Annotated in this window: 18 protein-coding genes and 1 riboswitch; of the genes, 6 read left to right on the top strand and 12 right to left on the bottom strand. The window is 67.2% G+C overall.

Features of this window, described 5'->3' with window-relative positions:
* Window positions 1–69: 69 nt before the first annotated feature.
* The 3 genes from AC1D1G_RS12225 to AC1D1G_RS12215 all read right to left on the bottom strand — a co-directional run bounded on the left by AC1D1G_RS12225 (window position 70) and on the right by AC1D1G_RS12215 (window position 3,620).
* Window positions 70–705, bottom strand: a complete 636-nt coding sequence (locus AC1D1G_RS12225; protein WP_283330564.1) for a TetR/AcrR family transcriptional regulator — start codon at window positions 703–705, stop codon at window positions 70–72.
* A 42-nt stretch (window positions 706–747) separates the two neighbouring features.
* Entirely contained in the window at window positions 748–2,640 is a 1,893-nt protein-coding gene (locus tag AC1D1G_RS12220) for a glycoside hydrolase family 15 protein (RefSeq protein ID WP_477952294.1), read from the bottom strand.
* 92 nt (window positions 2,641–2,732) lie between these two features.
* Complete coding sequence (locus AC1D1G_RS12215) at window positions 2,733–3,620, bottom strand: sigma-70 family RNA polymerase sigma factor (protein ID WP_477952293.1); 888 nt, start codon at window positions 3,618–3,620, stop codon at window positions 2,733–2,735.
* 105 nt (window positions 3,621–3,725) lie between these two features.
* Here AC1D1G_RS12215 and AC1D1G_RS12210 point away from each other — a divergent pair, with 105 nt between their 5' ends.
* Window positions 3,726–4,490, top strand: a complete 765-nt coding sequence (locus AC1D1G_RS12210) for an SDR family oxidoreductase (protein WP_477952292.1) — start codon at window positions 3,726–3,728, stop codon at window positions 4,488–4,490.
* Here AC1D1G_RS12210 and AC1D1G_RS12205 read toward each other — a convergent pair.
* Genes AC1D1G_RS12205 through AC1D1G_RS12195 form a run of 3 tightly spaced genes read right to left on the bottom strand, consistent with a single transcriptional unit; the run spans window position 4,475 to window position 5,783 of the window.
* Window positions 4,475–5,389 (bottom strand): SigB/SigF/SigG family RNA polymerase sigma factor, encoded by a 915-nt coding sequence (locus AC1D1G_RS12205; RefSeq protein WP_283353330.1) that lies wholly within the window; start codon window positions 5,387–5,389, stop codon window positions 4,475–4,477. The genes AC1D1G_RS12210 and AC1D1G_RS12205 overlap by 16 nt on opposite strands.
* A gap of 43 nt (window positions 5,390–5,432) precedes the next feature.
* Window positions 5,433–5,579 carry a hypothetical protein gene (locus AC1D1G_RS12200; protein WP_167344068.1) on the bottom strand — a complete coding sequence of 49 codons (147 nt, stop codon included), beginning with the start codon at window positions 5,577–5,579 and terminating at the stop codon, window positions 5,433–5,435.
* 60 nt (window positions 5,580–5,639) lie between these two features.
* Window positions 5,640–5,783, bottom strand: a complete 144-nt coding sequence (locus tag AC1D1G_RS12195; RefSeq protein WP_280778831.1) for a hypothetical protein — start codon at window positions 5,781–5,783, stop codon at window positions 5,640–5,642.
* Window positions 5,784–6,068: 285 nt separating this feature from the next.
* Between AC1D1G_RS12195 and AC1D1G_RS12190 the strand changes: the two genes are divergently transcribed.
* Window positions 6,069–6,422, top strand: coding sequence for a MerR family transcriptional regulator (locus AC1D1G_RS12190; protein WP_016883982.1), 354 nt, complete (start codon window positions 6,069–6,071; stop codon window positions 6,420–6,422).
* 15 nt (window positions 6,423–6,437) lie between these two features.
* Here AC1D1G_RS12190 and AC1D1G_RS12185 read toward each other — a convergent pair whose 3' ends face one another.
* Window positions 6,438–6,821, bottom strand: coding sequence for a hypothetical protein (locus AC1D1G_RS12185; RefSeq protein WP_283353332.1), 384 nt, complete (start codon window positions 6,819–6,821; stop codon window positions 6,438–6,440).
* A gap of 240 nt (window positions 6,822–7,061) precedes the next feature.
* Between AC1D1G_RS12185 and AC1D1G_RS12180 the strand changes: the two genes are divergently transcribed.
* The 3 genes from AC1D1G_RS12180 to AC1D1G_RS12170 all read left to right on the top strand — a co-directional run bounded on the left by AC1D1G_RS12180 (window position 7,062) and on the right by AC1D1G_RS12170 (window position 9,044).
* Window positions 7,062–7,370 (top strand): MerR family transcriptional regulator, encoded by a 309-nt coding sequence (locus tag AC1D1G_RS12180; protein WP_283353333.1) that lies wholly within the window; start codon window positions 7,062–7,064, stop codon window positions 7,368–7,370.
* Between the two features lie 443 nt (window positions 7,371–7,813).
* Window positions 7,814–8,041, top strand: a complete 228-nt coding sequence (locus AC1D1G_RS12175; protein WP_418339406.1) for a hypothetical protein — start codon at window positions 7,814–7,816, stop codon at window positions 8,039–8,041.
* Window positions 8,042–8,087: 46 nt separating this feature from the next.
* Entirely contained in the window at window positions 8,088–9,044 is a 957-nt protein-coding gene (locus AC1D1G_RS12170; protein ID WP_283330571.1) for a ferritin-like domain-containing protein, read from the top strand.
* A gap of 60 nt (window positions 9,045–9,104) precedes the next feature.
* Here AC1D1G_RS12170 and AC1D1G_RS12165 read toward each other — a convergent pair whose 3' ends face one another.
* From AC1D1G_RS12165 to AC1D1G_RS12145, 5 genes are read right to left on the bottom strand one after another with little or no spacing between them, the layout of a single operon-like run.
* On the bottom strand, window positions 9,105–10,265 hold the full coding sequence (locus AC1D1G_RS12165) for an epoxide hydrolase family protein (protein WP_477952290.1): 1,161 nt from the start codon (window positions 10,263–10,265) through the stop codon (window positions 9,105–9,107).
* A gap of 56 nt (window positions 10,266–10,321) precedes the next feature.
* On the bottom strand, window positions 10,322–10,672 hold the full coding sequence (locus tag AC1D1G_RS12160) for a hypothetical protein (protein ID WP_283330573.1): 351 nt from the start codon (window positions 10,670–10,672) through the stop codon (window positions 10,322–10,324).
* Window positions 10,673–10,720: 48 nt separating this feature from the next.
* Window positions 10,721–11,548 carry an LLM class F420-dependent oxidoreductase gene (locus tag AC1D1G_RS12155; protein WP_283353336.1) on the bottom strand — a complete coding sequence of 276 codons (828 nt, stop codon included), beginning with the start codon at window positions 11,546–11,548 and terminating at the stop codon, window positions 10,721–10,723.
* Window positions 11,549–11,588: 40 nt separating this feature from the next.
* Window positions 11,589–12,392, bottom strand: coding sequence for an ABC transporter (locus AC1D1G_RS12150; protein WP_280778822.1), 804 nt, complete (start codon window positions 12,390–12,392; stop codon window positions 11,589–11,591).
* A gap of 48 nt (window positions 12,393–12,440) precedes the next feature.
* A complete protein-coding gene (locus tag AC1D1G_RS12145) occupies window positions 12,441–12,755 on the bottom strand; it encodes a DMT family transporter (RefSeq protein WP_280778821.1) in 315 nt (104 codons plus the stop codon).
* A 10-nt stretch (window positions 12,756–12,765) separates the two neighbouring features.
* Window positions 12,766–12,827: riboswitch (guanidine-III (ykkC-III) riboswitch) on the bottom strand.
* A gap of 773 nt (window positions 12,828–13,600) precedes the next feature.
* Here AC1D1G_RS12145 and AC1D1G_RS12140 point away from each other — a divergent pair.
* Complete coding sequence (locus tag AC1D1G_RS12140; protein WP_283353337.1) at window positions 13,601–14,317, top strand: response regulator transcription factor; 717 nt, start codon at window positions 13,601–13,603, stop codon at window positions 14,315–14,317.
* The last annotated feature ends 36 nt before the right edge of the window (window positions 14,318–14,353 follow it).

Raw genomic sequence — 14,353 nt, 5'->3', positions numbered from 1 at the left:
TGTCTCACTTTGTGAGCAGACCTTAGAACAGGTGTGACGGGTATCGCAATACTCGCGAGTAAGTTCGGTTCAGGTCTGATCGGTGACCAGCGCGATGAGCATCGTGCTCAGGACGTCCACCAGCACCGACGCGGACGGCCGGGGGGAGGCGGTGCTCCAGTGGTGGGCGAGATCGTTGACCGCCCCGATGAAGGCGATCGACACCATCGCGAACCGCTCGGGCGGGTCGACGATGCCGCCGTCGATCGTGCGGGTGACGGTTTCGAAGAGTTGCGCCCACTGCGTGCGGCGCGCGAGGCGATACTGCTCGACCCGGGGGCCCGCCCCGACCACCTCCACGAAGATGATCCTGGCCCGCCGCTCGTCCGTGCCGACCGATTCGATGTACGCCGTCATGACGGTGCCGGCGACAGTCCGGGGATCCCGCGAGGGAGCCCGGTCGTTCGCGGCGAGCACCGCGTCCCGGGCCTCGTCCTGAATCGTGTCGTAGAGCGCGAGGAGGATGTCCTCGCGGCTGCCGAACTCCTCGTAGAACTGGCGACGTGACAGTCCGGCGTGGGCACAGATGTCGCTGATCGAACTGTGGGCGTACGTCTTCTCCGCGAAGACCGACAGGGCGGAGTCGAGGAACCGCGCCCGGCGGGCTACGCGACGTTCCGCAACCGGTTGGCCGCTGTACGTCCGATTCGACTCTGCTCGGGACACGATCTCAGCCTACGGTGACGGGACGTCGGGGCCCGCCTGGGCTCACATCAGTTCCCGCATCCGCTCGTGCAGGATGATGCGCCCCGCGGCCTCGATCAGTGCGAGGTGGGAGAACGCCTGCGGGAAATTGCCGAGATGACGGCCGGTGCTCGTGTCGAACTCCTCGGCGTACAACCCCAGGGGCGAGGACACGCTGAGCAACCGCTCCATCAAATCGGTTGCCTCCTGTACCTGTTCGACCACGGTCAGTGCCGACACCAGCCAGAAGGAGCAGATCAGGAAACTACCTTCCTTCCCCGACAGTCCGTCGTCGGTTTCGCCGGTGCGGTAGCGCAGGACGAATCCGTCTTCGGTGAGATCGGTTGCGATGGCGTCGACCGTGGCACGCAGGAGCTGGTCCCCGCGGGGAAGGAATCCGAAGACCGCGGCGAGCAGGGTCGACGCGTCCAGCGCCTCGGTGTCGTAGTGCTGGCGCAGCACCCCGTTCTTCACCCCGTGCTCGAGGATGTCGGCACGGATCTCTTCGGCTGTGGCACGCCAGGTTTCCTCGGCCGAGCGATCGCCGCGGATGCCCGCGATCTTCGACGCCCGGTCGAGTGCCACCCAGCACATCAGCTTCGACGACACGTAGTGCTGCGGTGCGCCGCGGGCCTCCCAGATCCCCTGATCGGGGTTGCGCCACACCGCGGACGCGCACGTCGCCTGCTGCTGCACGAGCGGCCACAGCCGGCGGGGGAGGCGCTTGCTGCGCACGGTGTGCAACAGGATCGAGTCGAGGACGGCGCCGAACACGTCGTTCTGCCGCTGGTCGAACGCTCCGTTGCCGATGCGCACCGGTCGCGCGCCCGCGTAGCCGGACAGGTCGTCGCGGGTCGACTCCGTCAGGTCGCGGGTGCCGTCGATTCCGTACATGATCTGCAGTGCGCCATCGCCGTTCGACTCGAGATCGGCGATGAACTGCATGAACTCGTCGGCCTCCCAGTCCAGGTTCAGATAGTGCAGAGCCTGCAGGGTGAACGTGGAGTCCCGCATCCAGGTGTACCGGTAGTCCCAATTACGTTCGCCGCCGGGAGTTTCCGGCAGCGATGTGGTGAGGGCCGCGACGGTGGCGCCGGTCGGCATGTACGTGAGTCCCTTGATGGTCAGGGCGGACCGCTGGATCGCCTCCCGCCACCGGTGGTCGGGAAACCGTGCGTGGCTGAACCAGCGCCGCCAGAACGTAGAGGTTGCATCGAGTTGCGCGACGGCCTCTTCCGCCGTTTCCGGTGCGGCGAGCTCCGCCGCCCAGGACAGTGCGCAGTAGAGGGTTTCACCCTTCTCCAGCACGTGGCGGGCGCGAACCCGCCCACCCTCGATGCCGAGCGCCATGTCCGTCCGCAGTCGGAGGGTCCGACCCGCGCCGATCGCGTCGGCGGTGTGCCGATCGCCGTCCACCAGAACCCACTCCGCCGGTGTGCGCCCGTAGTCGAACACGGGCTCGCACACCAACTCCACCTCCACACTGCCGTCGAGGCAGGTGACCGTGCGGACCAGCATGTGATCGGCGTCCTCGTCTGCCGGCGGCCGTGTGTGGGGCGTGACGGTGTCCTCGCCGCGGCTCGGACCCATCGTCAGCGCGCTGCGCACGGTCACCCAGCCGGTCGGCGTGTTCCACACCGCCGAGATGGTGTTGCTTCCCGGCTCGTACTGCCGGGACGCCGGAACGTTGAGCCCGAACGGGCCGATCCGGAACATCCCCGCTTCGCGGTCGAGGAGGGACCCGAACACGCTGGGTGAGTCGAACCGGGGCACGCACAGCCAGTCGACGGAACCGTCCGGCGCGATCAGCGCCCCCGTGTGGCAGTTCGAGAGGAAGGCGTAGTCGGCGATCGGCGGGAACGGGGACGGCGCGGCCGCGCTCTGGGGTGGGGCATCGTCGTCCGAGGCAGTAGTCACGTTCGCGCCCCTCTCCGGGCAGTGTCGACCACCTCCATGCTGGGGGTCGGGGCGCGCAGGGTCATCACCCTGTACGGGTGACCGGCGTCCCGTCAGTCATCGAGAACCGCGAGATCGAGTCGGCGGACCCGATCGGGTTCTGCGATGACATCGATCTCGGTGATCCTGCCGTCCGCGATCGTGAACGCCAACACCAGGTGCAGCCGACCGTGGAGAGCCATCACGAGCCCGGCTGCCCCGTTCACCAGGGCGACCTGCGTGGACCGGGCCCGTTCCGAGGAGGCGAGCGCGCCCCTGGCCACGACCCGGGCACCCCGGATCAGGAGAGGTGCCGGGGTGGGTCCGACCGCCGGATCCGCCCGGAGCACCACGTCCGGATCGAGCAGGGCGACCAGAGCGTCGAAGTCGCCGCCGCGGGTCGCGGCCAGATAGGCGTCGACGACACGGCGCTGGCGGTCCAGATCCGCAGTGTCCGGCGCCGGGGAGGCTCCTTTCACCCGTCGGCGGGCGCGGCTGGCGAGTTGCCGCACCGCTGGGGAGGAGCGGCCCACGATGGGGGCGACGTCGTCGAAGGGCACGTCGAACATGTCGTGCAGGACGAACGCGAGCCGCTCGGCCGGGGTCAGCGTGTCGAGCACCACGAGCAGTGCCAGGCCGACCGAGTCCGCCAGCATCGCTTCGTGTTCGGGGTCGCCGCCGTCTTCGTGAGCGACGACCGGGTCGTGTGCCTGGACGTCGAGAGGTTCCTCGCGCCGCTGCTCGCGTGAGCGCAGCACGTTCAGGCACACCCGCGACACCACCGTGATCAGCCACGCCTCGAGATTGTCCACGTCGTCGGTGTCGGCGCGGCTCATGCGCAGCCACGCCTCCTGGACGGCGTCGTCGGCCTCGCTCACCGAGCCCAGCATCAGGTACGCGACAGCCCGCAGCCGGGGCCGGTGTTCCTCGAAACGCTCCGTCAGCCGATCGCGGTCGTCCACCGTGTCACATTCCTTCCTCGCCGCGTGTCTTAGCAGTAGATCCACCGAAAACCAGCTGTCGAGACCGGGAAACCGAGTCCCGCACCCAACGAATCTGGAGAGATCATGACATCACCCATTCTGATCACCGGCGGCACGGGCACGCTCGGACGTCAGGTCGTCCCACTGCTGCGGGCGGCGGGACGGGACGTGCGCGTTCTCAGCCGGCACGGCCGCGAGCCGGGCGACGGCGTCGAGTATGTGGCCGGTGACCTGTTCGAGGGCAAGGGAATAGAGCCCGCACTGGAGGGCGTCGAGACCGTTCTGCACCTGGCGGGCGGACCCAAGGGCGACGAGGTCGCGACGCGGAACCTGGTGGACGCCGCCTCGCGCGCCGGGGTGCAGCACCTGGTGTACATCTCGGTGATCGGCGCCGACGGAGTTCCGCTCGGCTGGTTCGGATCCAAGCTGGCCGCGGAACGAGCGGTGGCCGACTCGGGTGTGCCGTGGACGACGCTGCGCGCGGCCCAGTTCCACGACCTGGTGCTGACCATGCTGCAGAAGATGGTGAAACTGCCGGTGATTCCGGTTCCGGGCGGACTGCGGTTCCAGCCGGTCGACTCGGCGGAGGTCGCGGCGCGTCTGGTGGAACTGACCCTCGGGGCGCCGGCCGGCCTGGTGCCCGACCTGCCCGGGCCGACCGTGTACGGGTTGGCCGAGCTGATGCGCGGATACCTGAAGGCGACCGGACGGCATCGGCTGATGATGCCGGTGCGGATGCCGGGAAAGGCCGGCCGCGCGTATCGGGAGGGCGCGAACCTGTCACTCGACGTCGCAGCGACGGGCAAGCGGACGTGGGAGGACTTCCTCGCCGCCTACGAGAGCATCTGACCGCCCACGTCGGCGAGTTTCCCGCGCAGGTCCGCCAGCGTCTTGGTCAGGAGCCGGGACACCTGCATCTGCGAGACACCCACCCGCGCGGCGATCTGCGACTGGGTCATGTTGCCGAAGAAGCGCAGGACCAGCACGGTGCGTTCGAGGTCGGGAAGTGATTCCAGCAGTGGTGCGAGGACCACGTGGTCCTCGACGTGGGCGAGGGCCGGGTCGACGTCGCCGATCGTCTCCGACAGCGGGCGTTCGTTCTCGCCGAGCGGGAAATCGGTGGAGAGGGTGCTGTACGCGTCGGCGACCCGGAGGCCCTGCACTACTTCGTCCTTGTCGATCCCGACGGCCTCGGCCAGTTCGCTCGCCGTCGGGGCGCGTCCGAGTGTGGTGGTCAGTTCGGTCGTCGCGTTGGTGAGGGAGAGGTGCAGTTCCTGCATGCTGCGCGGGACGCGCATGGCCCACCCCGTGTCACGGAAGTGCCTGCGGACTTCGCCGGTGATGGTCGGGACGGCGTAGGACACGAAGTTCGCTCCGCAGCGGGCGTCGAAGCGGTCGACGGCCTTGACCAGTCCGAGGCGGGCGACCTGGATCAGGTCGTCGAGTGGTTCTCCGCGACCGTGGAAACGCCGGGCGATGTGTTCGGCGAGCGGCAGGCAACGTTCGATCAGCCGCTGGCGCAACACTTCGCGGCGGGGGTCGGAGGCGGCGAGCCGGCCGATGGCCTCGCACTGCGCGGGCACGTCGCGGTACTGGTCGCGCTCGCGTCGCGCGGGCTCCGGGCGTTCCCGCCGTCGGTCGTCTGTTGCGACCTCTGCCGCAGGCTTCGTGCGATGCGTCGGCGTCGTCCTGGAGGGGATGCGACGGATTTCGCAGGATGGTGCGACGAGCTGGGTGGACACGTTCATGGCTCTGCCCTTCTCTGACCTGCCGGCATCGGCGATGGCGTCACTATTCGACGAGTGCGGGGGAGGTGTCGGTGGCCTCGTCGGCGAACATCGCCTCGATCCGGGCCTTGATTTCCTCGGTGCTCATCGTTGCTCCGCCTCGCGAGGCAGTAGTGGTGGCGGAAGCGTGGGATGTGGAGCTGGCGGGCATGAGCGCTGTGTCCTGTCGGGTGTGAAGGGTCGGTGTGGAAAGGGTGGGGCGGGCAGGCCGTCAGGTCGGCAGGGAGGAGAGGAGAGTGAGCGCGCTGAGGGCCAGCGTGGCGATCAGGCCGCCGGCGATCGCTCCGCCGCTGCCTGCGCCGAGAACGAGGACATCTCCGTCGTGGGGAGCGTTCTGCGGGTTGTGTGTGGTCATCGGTTCTCCTTGGTGCCCACCTCGTGGTGAGAACTTATCTGCGTTCAAGAATATAGATTTGTTCTACAGTCATGGGGCAGGAAGTTCAAGCGGAATGAGCAAGATTGCTGCTCGAGAGGGCGAGCGCGGACGGAGAACCGAACCGGGAAGGAATCAGATGAGGCAGGGTGGACCGCGGGGCTACCGGGAACTGCGATGCAGGAGCGCGGAAGCGCGGTCCGCGAAGGCTAGAGCGAACCTGCACCCCCTGCGGCACATTGTGTCTTCCGGACCTTGATAGGATTGATGCGCCCTGAGAAGAAGGGAGATCCGGTGACGTCCTCTCATGTGCCGCTTCGATCGCAGCGGGGTGTGTACGGGATCTCGGTAACGTCGGAGCTGACGGGTATCGGCCCGCAGACGCTGCGCTTGTACGAGCGGCGAGGGTTGATCACACCGACTCGCACCGGCGGTGGAACACGCCGGTACAGCGAGGACGATGTCGCGCGCCTCCAGAAGATCACCGAACTCGTCGCGGCCGGTGTCAATCTGATCGGAATCGGTCAGATTCTTCAGCTCGAAGCCGAGAACGCGATCCTGGCGGCCCGCAACGCCGAGCTGGAGCAGCTCGTGAAGTCCGAGGTCCCGGGTCGGGCCTGAGTCGCGCCTACCGGCTCAGCTGGTGGACTGGTCGTTAGTGGAGTTGAACGCGTCGAACGAGGCGTCGGCCGACTGCCATTTGCCCTCGGCCCGGATATCGGCGAACGCGAGGTCGAACGCGTCGACGAGCCATGCGTGCTCGGCGGCTGCCAGCAGTTCGTCCGAAGTTCCGTCGGTGACTCCCTGATAGAGGCTCACCCGCCATTCGGACGTGTCCTCGGCGGCGTCGGTCAGTCCGTCGGCAGCGTTGGACGCGAGAAGGTAGCGGTTGTACTCGAAATCGACCCGGATCGCATAGCCCGCCCCGGTGTTGACCACATTTGCCGGTCGCTGGGTAGCCGCCGCGAGCGCAGTGAGGGCGTCGCGGTAACGATCTGCGTGTTCCTGAGTGCGGGGCACCGTCTTCTCGTCTCTGGCGCAGCGGCCGTGGCACTCGCGGCCACGACACCTCCGCGAACCCTGCCCGGGCGGCCTCGGTTCGCGTTCGGTTCGGCTCCGAGATTACGTCACCCTGCCCTGGCTCTCGCCGCAGCCGAGGGTGCATGCTGAGTGGAATATGCAAAATCTATATCTGGTGTTGCAGATTGATTTCATCGGTTTGTTAACATCGGGTGTTCCTTAAGCAGAAGGGAGCCTGTTGTGACCATCGACGCCTTACCCCGCTCGTGTCGCGGGGTCTACGGAATTGCGGTGACGTCGGAGTTGACGGGCATCGGCCCGCAGACCCTGCGGTTGTACGAGCGTCGCGGATTGCTGACCCCTGCACGGACAAGCGGCGGCACCCGTAGATACAGCGACGACGATCTGGTCAGGTTGGCGCGCATAGCGCAGCTCATGGACGACGGAGTGAACGTCCCGGGCATTCAGAGGATCCTCGCGCTCGAATCCGAGAACGCGGATCTGGCGTCACGGTTGGAAGGGCCGGAAAGTGGCGCAGCCGGAGGGTGATCGGGTTGCCAGGATTCGACCGATCGTCGGGTTGAGGTCGGTGTCCGCCCCCGGTCTTCTCGCGCACTGAAGATTCTGTGTGTGTCATCTGTGCTGGTCCCGGCGGTTTTTTGGTGCCGCCATCCCGGCATCGGCCGATTCTCTTGCTCGGATGGGTTGAACTTTACTGCCAAGTAGATAAGATGAAATCTGTATCAGCCAGAGCAGATAAGTTGACGATCCGAACGAGCCGCACGCATTCGAGCATGTGACGTTGCGGTAGGGAGAGAACACGCAATGGCCGAACCCCACACTGCCCGTGCAGTCGATGTCGTCAGCGAACTGACGCTGTAAATCGCGAAACCCGGGATCTGCATGAAGGCGCCGACAGCGTCGTCCGGCGAACGCCCTCTCGTGTGGTCCCGACTCTGGTCCGCATTCGACTCCAGACGGGAAATCGAACCATGACCCTTGCCCACCATGCACTCCGCACAAGCACACCCCGGCACGCGAAGAACCAGCAGGACGAGCCCGACCGTCGTTTCTCGCTCGGGACCGCTCTCGTCGCTGCGCTCGTCGCCGCCGTGCCCGCGATGTCCGTGACCGGATCGGCGGTCCTCGCGGCCGTCACCGCCGCGGCCGTTCTCGCCGGTGTCCTACTCGCGGCGTATCTCATCTCCAGCCTGATCTGACCGCACGCCTGATCTGACCGCACCCAAGAACGGGAAAGGACACAACATGACCGTCCCCACACTGATCACCCAGCTGCACGCCGTACTCGATCTGACCAACACCGAGATCCAGGTCGCCGAAACCCGCGTCGCGCAAGCGCGCACCGAGGCCGTGCGCCGAGAGCTCACCGAGAACGCCGAGAACGGACGCCTCCGCGCAGAGGCGGTCGAACGCGCCATCCGCGATCTCGGGGGAGTGCCCGAGATCGTCGGCCCGCTGTTCGGCAGGCTGGCAGCGGCGCTGAAGGCGATGGCGGAGCAGGCGCAGCCGTTCGACGAGGCCCTGCTCGGCGACCTCGCCCTCGAACACCAGTTGCTCGACCGGGCGCGGTACGTGAAGGCCCTCGCGACCGCGGCCGGGAAGCAGGACGTCGTCCGGTTGGCCGATCGACTGGTCACCGCGCACGCCGCGACCGTCGACTGGTTGACCACGGTGCTCGCGGAGGAGGCGCTCGGTGGGCCGGCGGCCCTGCGACGCACCCCGTTCCAGGCGGCGACCGGTGCCACGATCCGGCTGATCAACGTCCCGGTCTCGTGGTCCGCGCGTGGCATCGACCGTGCTCTCGACACGGCCCGCACCACCCCGCCGATGCTGAGCGCGTTGCTCGGTCGAGGCGCCCACGCGGGCGATGTCGCCGTGAAGACGCTTGCCGCCTCGCGTGATGCCGCCCTCGAAACGGCGGAGCAGGTCACTCGCAACGAAGGCGCCGACGGAATCGCCGACGCGATCCATTCCGCACGCGCCGCCGGTGGCGTCCTGGAGGCGGGCGAACTCCCGATCGCCGACTACGACGACCTCAACGTGTCCCAGGCGGTCGCCGCGGTCAAGGAACTGACCGATCCCTCCGACGTGCGCACCGTCGTCGCCTACGAGGAAGCCCACAAGGATCGCCAGGGCGTGGTCTCCGCGGCCCAGACGCGACTGGCCGGTATCGCCCAGGAGGTTGCCGGTATCGGCAACTGACGCAACGCCGTCGACGAACCGCCGGACCCCCGCCCGGGCCGGTGGTTCGTCGTATCGCGCTCAGCGGAGTCCGGCGAAGAACTCCCGGATGTCCGCGGTCAGGGTCTCGGGTTCTTCGAGTGCGGCGAAGTGACCGCCACTGTCCTCGACGTCGGTCCACCGCGTGATCGCGTGTTCCTGTTCGGCGTAGCGGCGGATACCGACGTCGTGGGCGAACACGATGACCGCGGTCGGAACCCCGGACGCGGATTTGACGGCGCCCCAGGATGATTGCATGTAGCCGACATACGCGGACGAAGACGCGGTGTCGGTGAGCCAGTACAGCATGACGTTGGTGAGAAGTCGGTCGATGCCGACGACGTCGTGGGGGAGCGCCTCGCGGGGATGTGTCCACTCGCGAAACTTGTCGACGATCCACGCGAGCTGACCCACCGGCGAATCGGCAAGGGCGGCACCGAGAGTCGCGGGCCTGGTGGACTGGATGGCGATGTAGCCGAACTCCTCGGACATGAACCGTGACACCCGGTCGCGTCGGTCCTGTTCCAGCGGTGACAGGCTCGCCTGCTCCGCCTCGTCCAGCTCGTGGAACGGAACCCCGACGTTGCCGTTGAGATGCACCCCGACCACCGCGTCCGGGGCGATGCGGGCGACCTCGGGTGAGACGTCCGCACCGATGTCCCCGCCCTGGACCCCGTAGCGGTGGTAGCCGAGCCGGGTCATCAGCTCTGCCCACGCCGCGGCGATACGGGTAGTGTCCCAGCCCGATTCGCGGACCGGTCCGGAGAATCCGAATCCGGGCAGCGACGGCACGACCACATCGAACGCGTCGGCGGGGTCGCCCCCGTGCCCTGCGGGATCGGTGAGCGGGCCGATCACGTCGAGGAACTCGACGAACGAACCCGGCCAGCCATGGGTGAGGACGAGGGGCAGTGCGTTCGGTTCGGGGGAGCGCACGTGGAGGAAGTGGATGTTCTGCCCGTCGATCTCGGTGACGAACTGCGGGATGGTGTTGAGCGATTTCTCCTGCGCCCGCCAGTCGAACTCGTCGCGCCAGTACGTGACGAGTTCGACCAGGTAGGACGTGGGCACACCGCTCGCCCAGTCGTCACCCGGAAGGGGTGTGCCGAACCGGGTGCGTGCGAGACGATCGGCAAGATCGTCGAGTTGCTCCTGCGCGATGTCGATGCGAAACGGACGGATGGACTTGGTCGTGTCGGTCATACCGGGCACGCTACGAAGAATTGAGGACAGTTTCGGTCCTCGATTGCGAATCCGGGTCAGCAGGCCCCGGTCTTGGCGGCGTCGTAGGCCTGGATCATCTGATCCTTGCGCTCCTGCGGAGCGTCCTTCCACTCCGGCGTCTCGGCCGACTGGGTGAAGAGGTCGTCGAGGGCCTTCGTGCGGTCGAACGTCTCGCCGCTCTGCTGCGCGCGAGCCTCCGCTCCGTTCGTGTACTGGAGCAGGCCCTTGCACAGGTCCGCGACAGCGGGCAGGTCTGCGGAGGATGCCTCGGTGGCCTCGGTCGTTGCGCTCGCCGGGGACTCGGCCTCGGTGGTGGTCGATTCGGAACTGCACGCCCCGAGCAGCAGGGCGGCAGGGATCAACAGCGCAACGATGGTTCGTGTCATGCGAAATACATACCAGAGGCACGGGTCGGGGGCTGTCGGCCGGTCGTCCTATGCGCGAAGTGGCAACCGTGTCGCGAGCTGCCGGGCCACCTCGCCCGGCCGCTCACCCAGTTCGCTCACGACGACATGATCGGCGCCGGCCGCGAGGTGGCTGTGTACCCGCGCGACGATCGCGTCCGCATCACCCCAGGCGACCAGGTCGTCGACGAGCCGGTCGCTCAGCCCCGAGATGTCGTCGGCGCCGAAACCCATCCGCTCGAAATTCGTGGCATAGCCGCCCACCCCGGACAGGAATCGGAGCGGAACGCGGGCGGTGTCGCGGGCCCGCGCGGCGTCGGTGCCGAGCACTGTCATCAGCGAGACGACCAGCGTGGCGTCCGGGCCGAGGATGCGCCGCGCCTCGGCGGTGTAGTCGGGGGTGACGAGGAGCACGACGGCCCCCGCGGTCCTGTCCCGCGCGAGTTCCAGCTTGCGTGGGCCCAGCGCGGCCAGAATCCGTCGCTCCGCAGGCACCGGCGGATCGGACCGGTCGAGCCTGTCGAGATACTCGTTCAACGCCCGGAGCGGCCGGGGGACCTGCGGGCCGCCCAGCCCGACGACGAACCGGTCCGGCGCCGTGGTCTGCAGATCCGCAAAGAGCTGAGCGACGGCGTCCGAGTCGTACACGCCGACCGGGATGATGCCGGTCGCGACGGGGATCGAGTCGGTCGCCCGGACGACGGCCGAGATCCGGTCCAGGCTGTCGATCTGACCGCCCCGCAGCCAGATCGCCGAATAGCCGAGGGATTCCAGCCGGGCCGCGTCGTCGAGGTACGTCTCGTCCGGTGAGATGTTCAGGGTGATGCCGACAGGTCCGAGGCCTTCGATGCGAGTCATGACCCGACCGTAAAACCTCGAGTTGCGTTCAGGTCAAGTGTCAGGCGGGCCCGAGTGTGTAGTCGACGCCCGGGCGGTCGCCCTTGCCCTTGAGCCAGCGTCCCGGCAACTTGCCGGCGAGGTCGCCGAGCGGCCCGACCGCGGCGCTGAGAATGCCCACGGTTTCCTGCAACAGGTCGATGCTGGCGCTCATCCGCTCGAGGTTGGGCGCCAGGGCCGTCAACGTCTCGGACAGCGCCACGATCTGGTCGAGCGGGCCACCCTCGGCGATGAGCCGTTCGAACGCGCCGCCCTCCGACAGCAGGGTCTCGAGGATGCCGTTCTCGGCGAGCGCCCGGTCCACGATTCCGCCCGGCGCCGTGAGCCGCTCGACCGCACCGTCCCGCGCGGTCAGTCGTTCGAGCGGCCCCTGCTCCGCGGTGAGGCGGTCGAGGAGACCGTCCTTCGCGAGAAGCCGTTCCAGGGTGCCGTCCTCGGCGAGCACCCGGTCGAGCGGGCCGTCCTTGGCGAGCACCCGCTCGAGCGGGCCGCCCGGCTCGAGCAGGCGTTCGAGGGTGCCGCCCTCCGACGTGAGACGGTCGACGGGACCGCCGGGAGCGAGGAGGCGGTCGAGCGGACCACCCGGCTGGAGGGCCTGCCCGAGCGGGCGGTCGTTGGCCGCGAGCGACGACAGCTGGCTGATCACCTGCAACGGGCTGCCCTGGGTGCCCATCCCCGTGACGACACCGGTCCCGGCGACCGCCGTCCGGACGGTCATCAGGCTGGCTTCGGCGATTCCGAGACCGACATCGGCCGCCGCGAGGCCGACGCGCACCGGGAGGGTCATCAACGACACCAGGTTCATGGAATTACTGTAACCCGCGACACACAAGCATCGAGTGTCACGATCCGGTCAGTGCAGGACCTTCAGCCCGACGACGCATCCCACGATGCCCAGGATCAGCAGGATCTTCACCAGTGAGGAACTCTCGGAGCCGGTCACCATCGCGAACCCGACCGTGAGGGCTGCGCCGATGCCGACCCAGACCGCGTACGACGTTCCGATGGGGAGACTGCGCATCGCGAACGCCAGACCCGCCATGCTGAGAATCAACGCGACGCCGAATACGACACTGGGTCCGAGTTTGGTGAACCCTTCCGATCGGCCGAGGGCGGTGGCCCAGACGGCCTCCAGGATTCCCGACAGCACAAGCACGATCCACGCCATGACAAACCTCCGGGCACCGTCTTGTCGCTGGCCGGGTACGGTGCGCTCGTCCGGATGTCGTGTCGACGATTTCCACGGTACCCAACGGGGCACTCCGCGCCCGTGAGTGGTGAGCGAGTACACACACTCCTCGAACGCGCACGGGTCGCGAATGCGCCGATTATCTCGCAGATCGAGGTCGCCTCATTTATTGTCGAGCGAAACAGTGAATTCTGTGCATATACCACGGAAGATAACGAGGCACATCATGATGCTCGGACTGCTCGCCGCAATCAACAGCGCTTTCACCCTCGGACTCGCCAACACGATCGGGACGTTCGGTGGAGTGGTGTTCAACCTGAACGTCGTAGCCTGAACTTCCTGCCTGTCAAGACAACTCCGCTCCCGCAACCCCGCTGTCGGATCGACGGCGGGGTTGTCTCGGGTGCGACGGCCGGAGGCGCCGGCACGCGGAGCGCAACTTTCCCATCCTTGCTCATGTACCGAGAATTTCCCCCTTTTTCGGTAAAGAAGAATGGGTGATTTTATTCAGCGAGTTTGCTTGCGTGTGTCGCCGCGAATTCTTCCGAGTTGACCTAGTGTCATCCGCAACGCGCACGGACAGCGCGCAACCACCCCTTCCCCAGGGGCGACGATGGAGGTCATGATGCTCGGACTGCTCGGGGCACTCAACAGCGGTGTCACCCTCGGATTGGCCAACACGATCCTGACGTTCGGCGGAGTAGTACTCAACCTCAACATCGTGGTGAACTGACGACCGGAATCCCACCCGCACAAGCAGGCGGTACCGGCTCACAGCAACCTCGCAGGAAACGTGCAGCGACGATCCAGCGTCACGAGTGATGATGGGTTGCGTGAATGAGAAGCCTGTCGAAGCCCGCGTCCTCGTCGTCGACGACGAACCGAACATCGTCGAGTTGCTCTCCGTGAGCCTGCGTTTTCAGGGATTCGAGGTGGCGACGGCGTCGACCGGGGCCGAGGGACTCGACACGGCGCGCACGTTCCGCCCCGACGCCGTGATCCTCGATGTCATGATGCCGGGAATGGACGGGTTCGGCCTGCTCAAGCGGCTGCGCGCCGACGGTGTGGACGCTCCGGTGCTGTTCCTCACCGCGAAGGACGCGGTGGAGGACAAGATCAGCGGCCTCACCCTCGGTGCGGACGACTACGTCACCAAGCCGTTCAGCCTCGAAGAAGTGGTGACCCGGCTGCGCGTCATCCTGCGGCGGGCAGGCAAGGTGTCGGTGGAGGAGCAGTCCGCCCGCATCAAGTTCGCCGACATCGAACTCGACGACGACACGCGGGAGGTCTGGAAGGCGGGCGACCTGGTATCGCTGTCGCCGACGGAGTTCACCCTGCTGCGGTACTTCATGGTCAACGCCGGCACCGTGCTGAGCAAGCCGCGGATCCTCGACCACGTCTGGAACTACGACTTCGGCGGTGAGGTCGGGGTGGTCGAGTCGTACGTGTCCTACCTCCGCCGGAAGGTCGACACGGGCGAGACGCCGCTGATCCACACCCTCCGCGGAGTCGGCTACGTGATGCGAGAACCGCGGCGATGACCGCGCCTGCGGCTCCGCGGGAGCCGGCCGAGGCGG

This window comes from Rhodococcus sp. P3_B8 (assembly GCF_056402775.1).
Note: the sequence above shows the minus strand (reverse complement) of the source record. Positions and strands in the feature narration are given on the sequence as shown.

Bases quoted from the DNA above. Each gene is read 5' to 3' on its own strand.
- AC1D1G_RS12210 (WP_477952292.1), top strand. From the start codon at position 3,726: ATGACATCACCCATTCTGATCACCGGCGGCACGGGCACGCTCGGACGT.
- AC1D1G_RS12205 (WP_283353330.1), bottom strand. From the start codon at position 5,389: ATGAACGTGTCCACCCAGCTCGTCGCACCATCCTGCGAAATCCGTCGC.
- AC1D1G_RS12200 (WP_167344068.1), bottom strand. From the start codon at position 5,579: ATGCCCGCCAGCTCCACATCCCACGCTTCCGCCACCACTACTGCCTCG.
- AC1D1G_RS12195 (WP_280778831.1), bottom strand. From the start codon at position 5,783: ATGACCACACACAACCCGCAGAACGCTCCCCACGACGGAGATGTCCTC.
- AC1D1G_RS12190 (WP_016883982.1), top strand. From the start codon at position 6,069: ATGCGCCCTGAGAAGAAGGGAGATCCGGTGACGTCCTCTCATGTGCCG.
- AC1D1G_RS12175 (WP_418339406.1), top strand. From the start codon at position 7,814: ATGACCCTTGCCCACCATGCACTCCGCACAAGCACACCCCGGCACGCG.
- AC1D1G_RS12170 (WP_283330571.1), top strand. From the start codon at position 8,088: ATGACCGTCCCCACACTGATCACCCAGCTGCACGCCGTACTCGATCTG.
- AC1D1G_RS12165 (WP_477952290.1), bottom strand. From the start codon at position 10,265: ATGACCGACACGACCAAGTCCATCCGTCCGTTTCGCATCGACATCGCG.
- AC1D1G_RS12160 (WP_283330573.1), bottom strand. From the start codon at position 10,672: ATGACACGAACCATCGTTGCGCTGTTGATCCCTGCCGCCCTGCTGCTC.
- AC1D1G_RS12155 (WP_283353336.1), bottom strand. From the start codon at position 11,548: ATGACTCGCATCGAAGGCCTCGGACCTGTCGGCATCACCCTGAACATC.
- AC1D1G_RS12150 (WP_280778822.1), bottom strand. From the start codon at position 12,392: ATGAACCTGGTGTCGTTGATGACCCTCCCGGTGCGCGTCGGCCTCGCG.
- AC1D1G_RS12145 (WP_280778821.1), bottom strand. From the start codon at position 12,755: ATGGCGTGGATCGTGCTTGTGCTGTCGGGAATCCTGGAGGCCGTCTGG.
- AC1D1G_RS12140 (WP_283353337.1), top strand. From the start codon at position 13,601: ATGGGTTGCGTGAATGAGAAGCCTGTCGAAGCCCGCGTCCTCGTCGTC.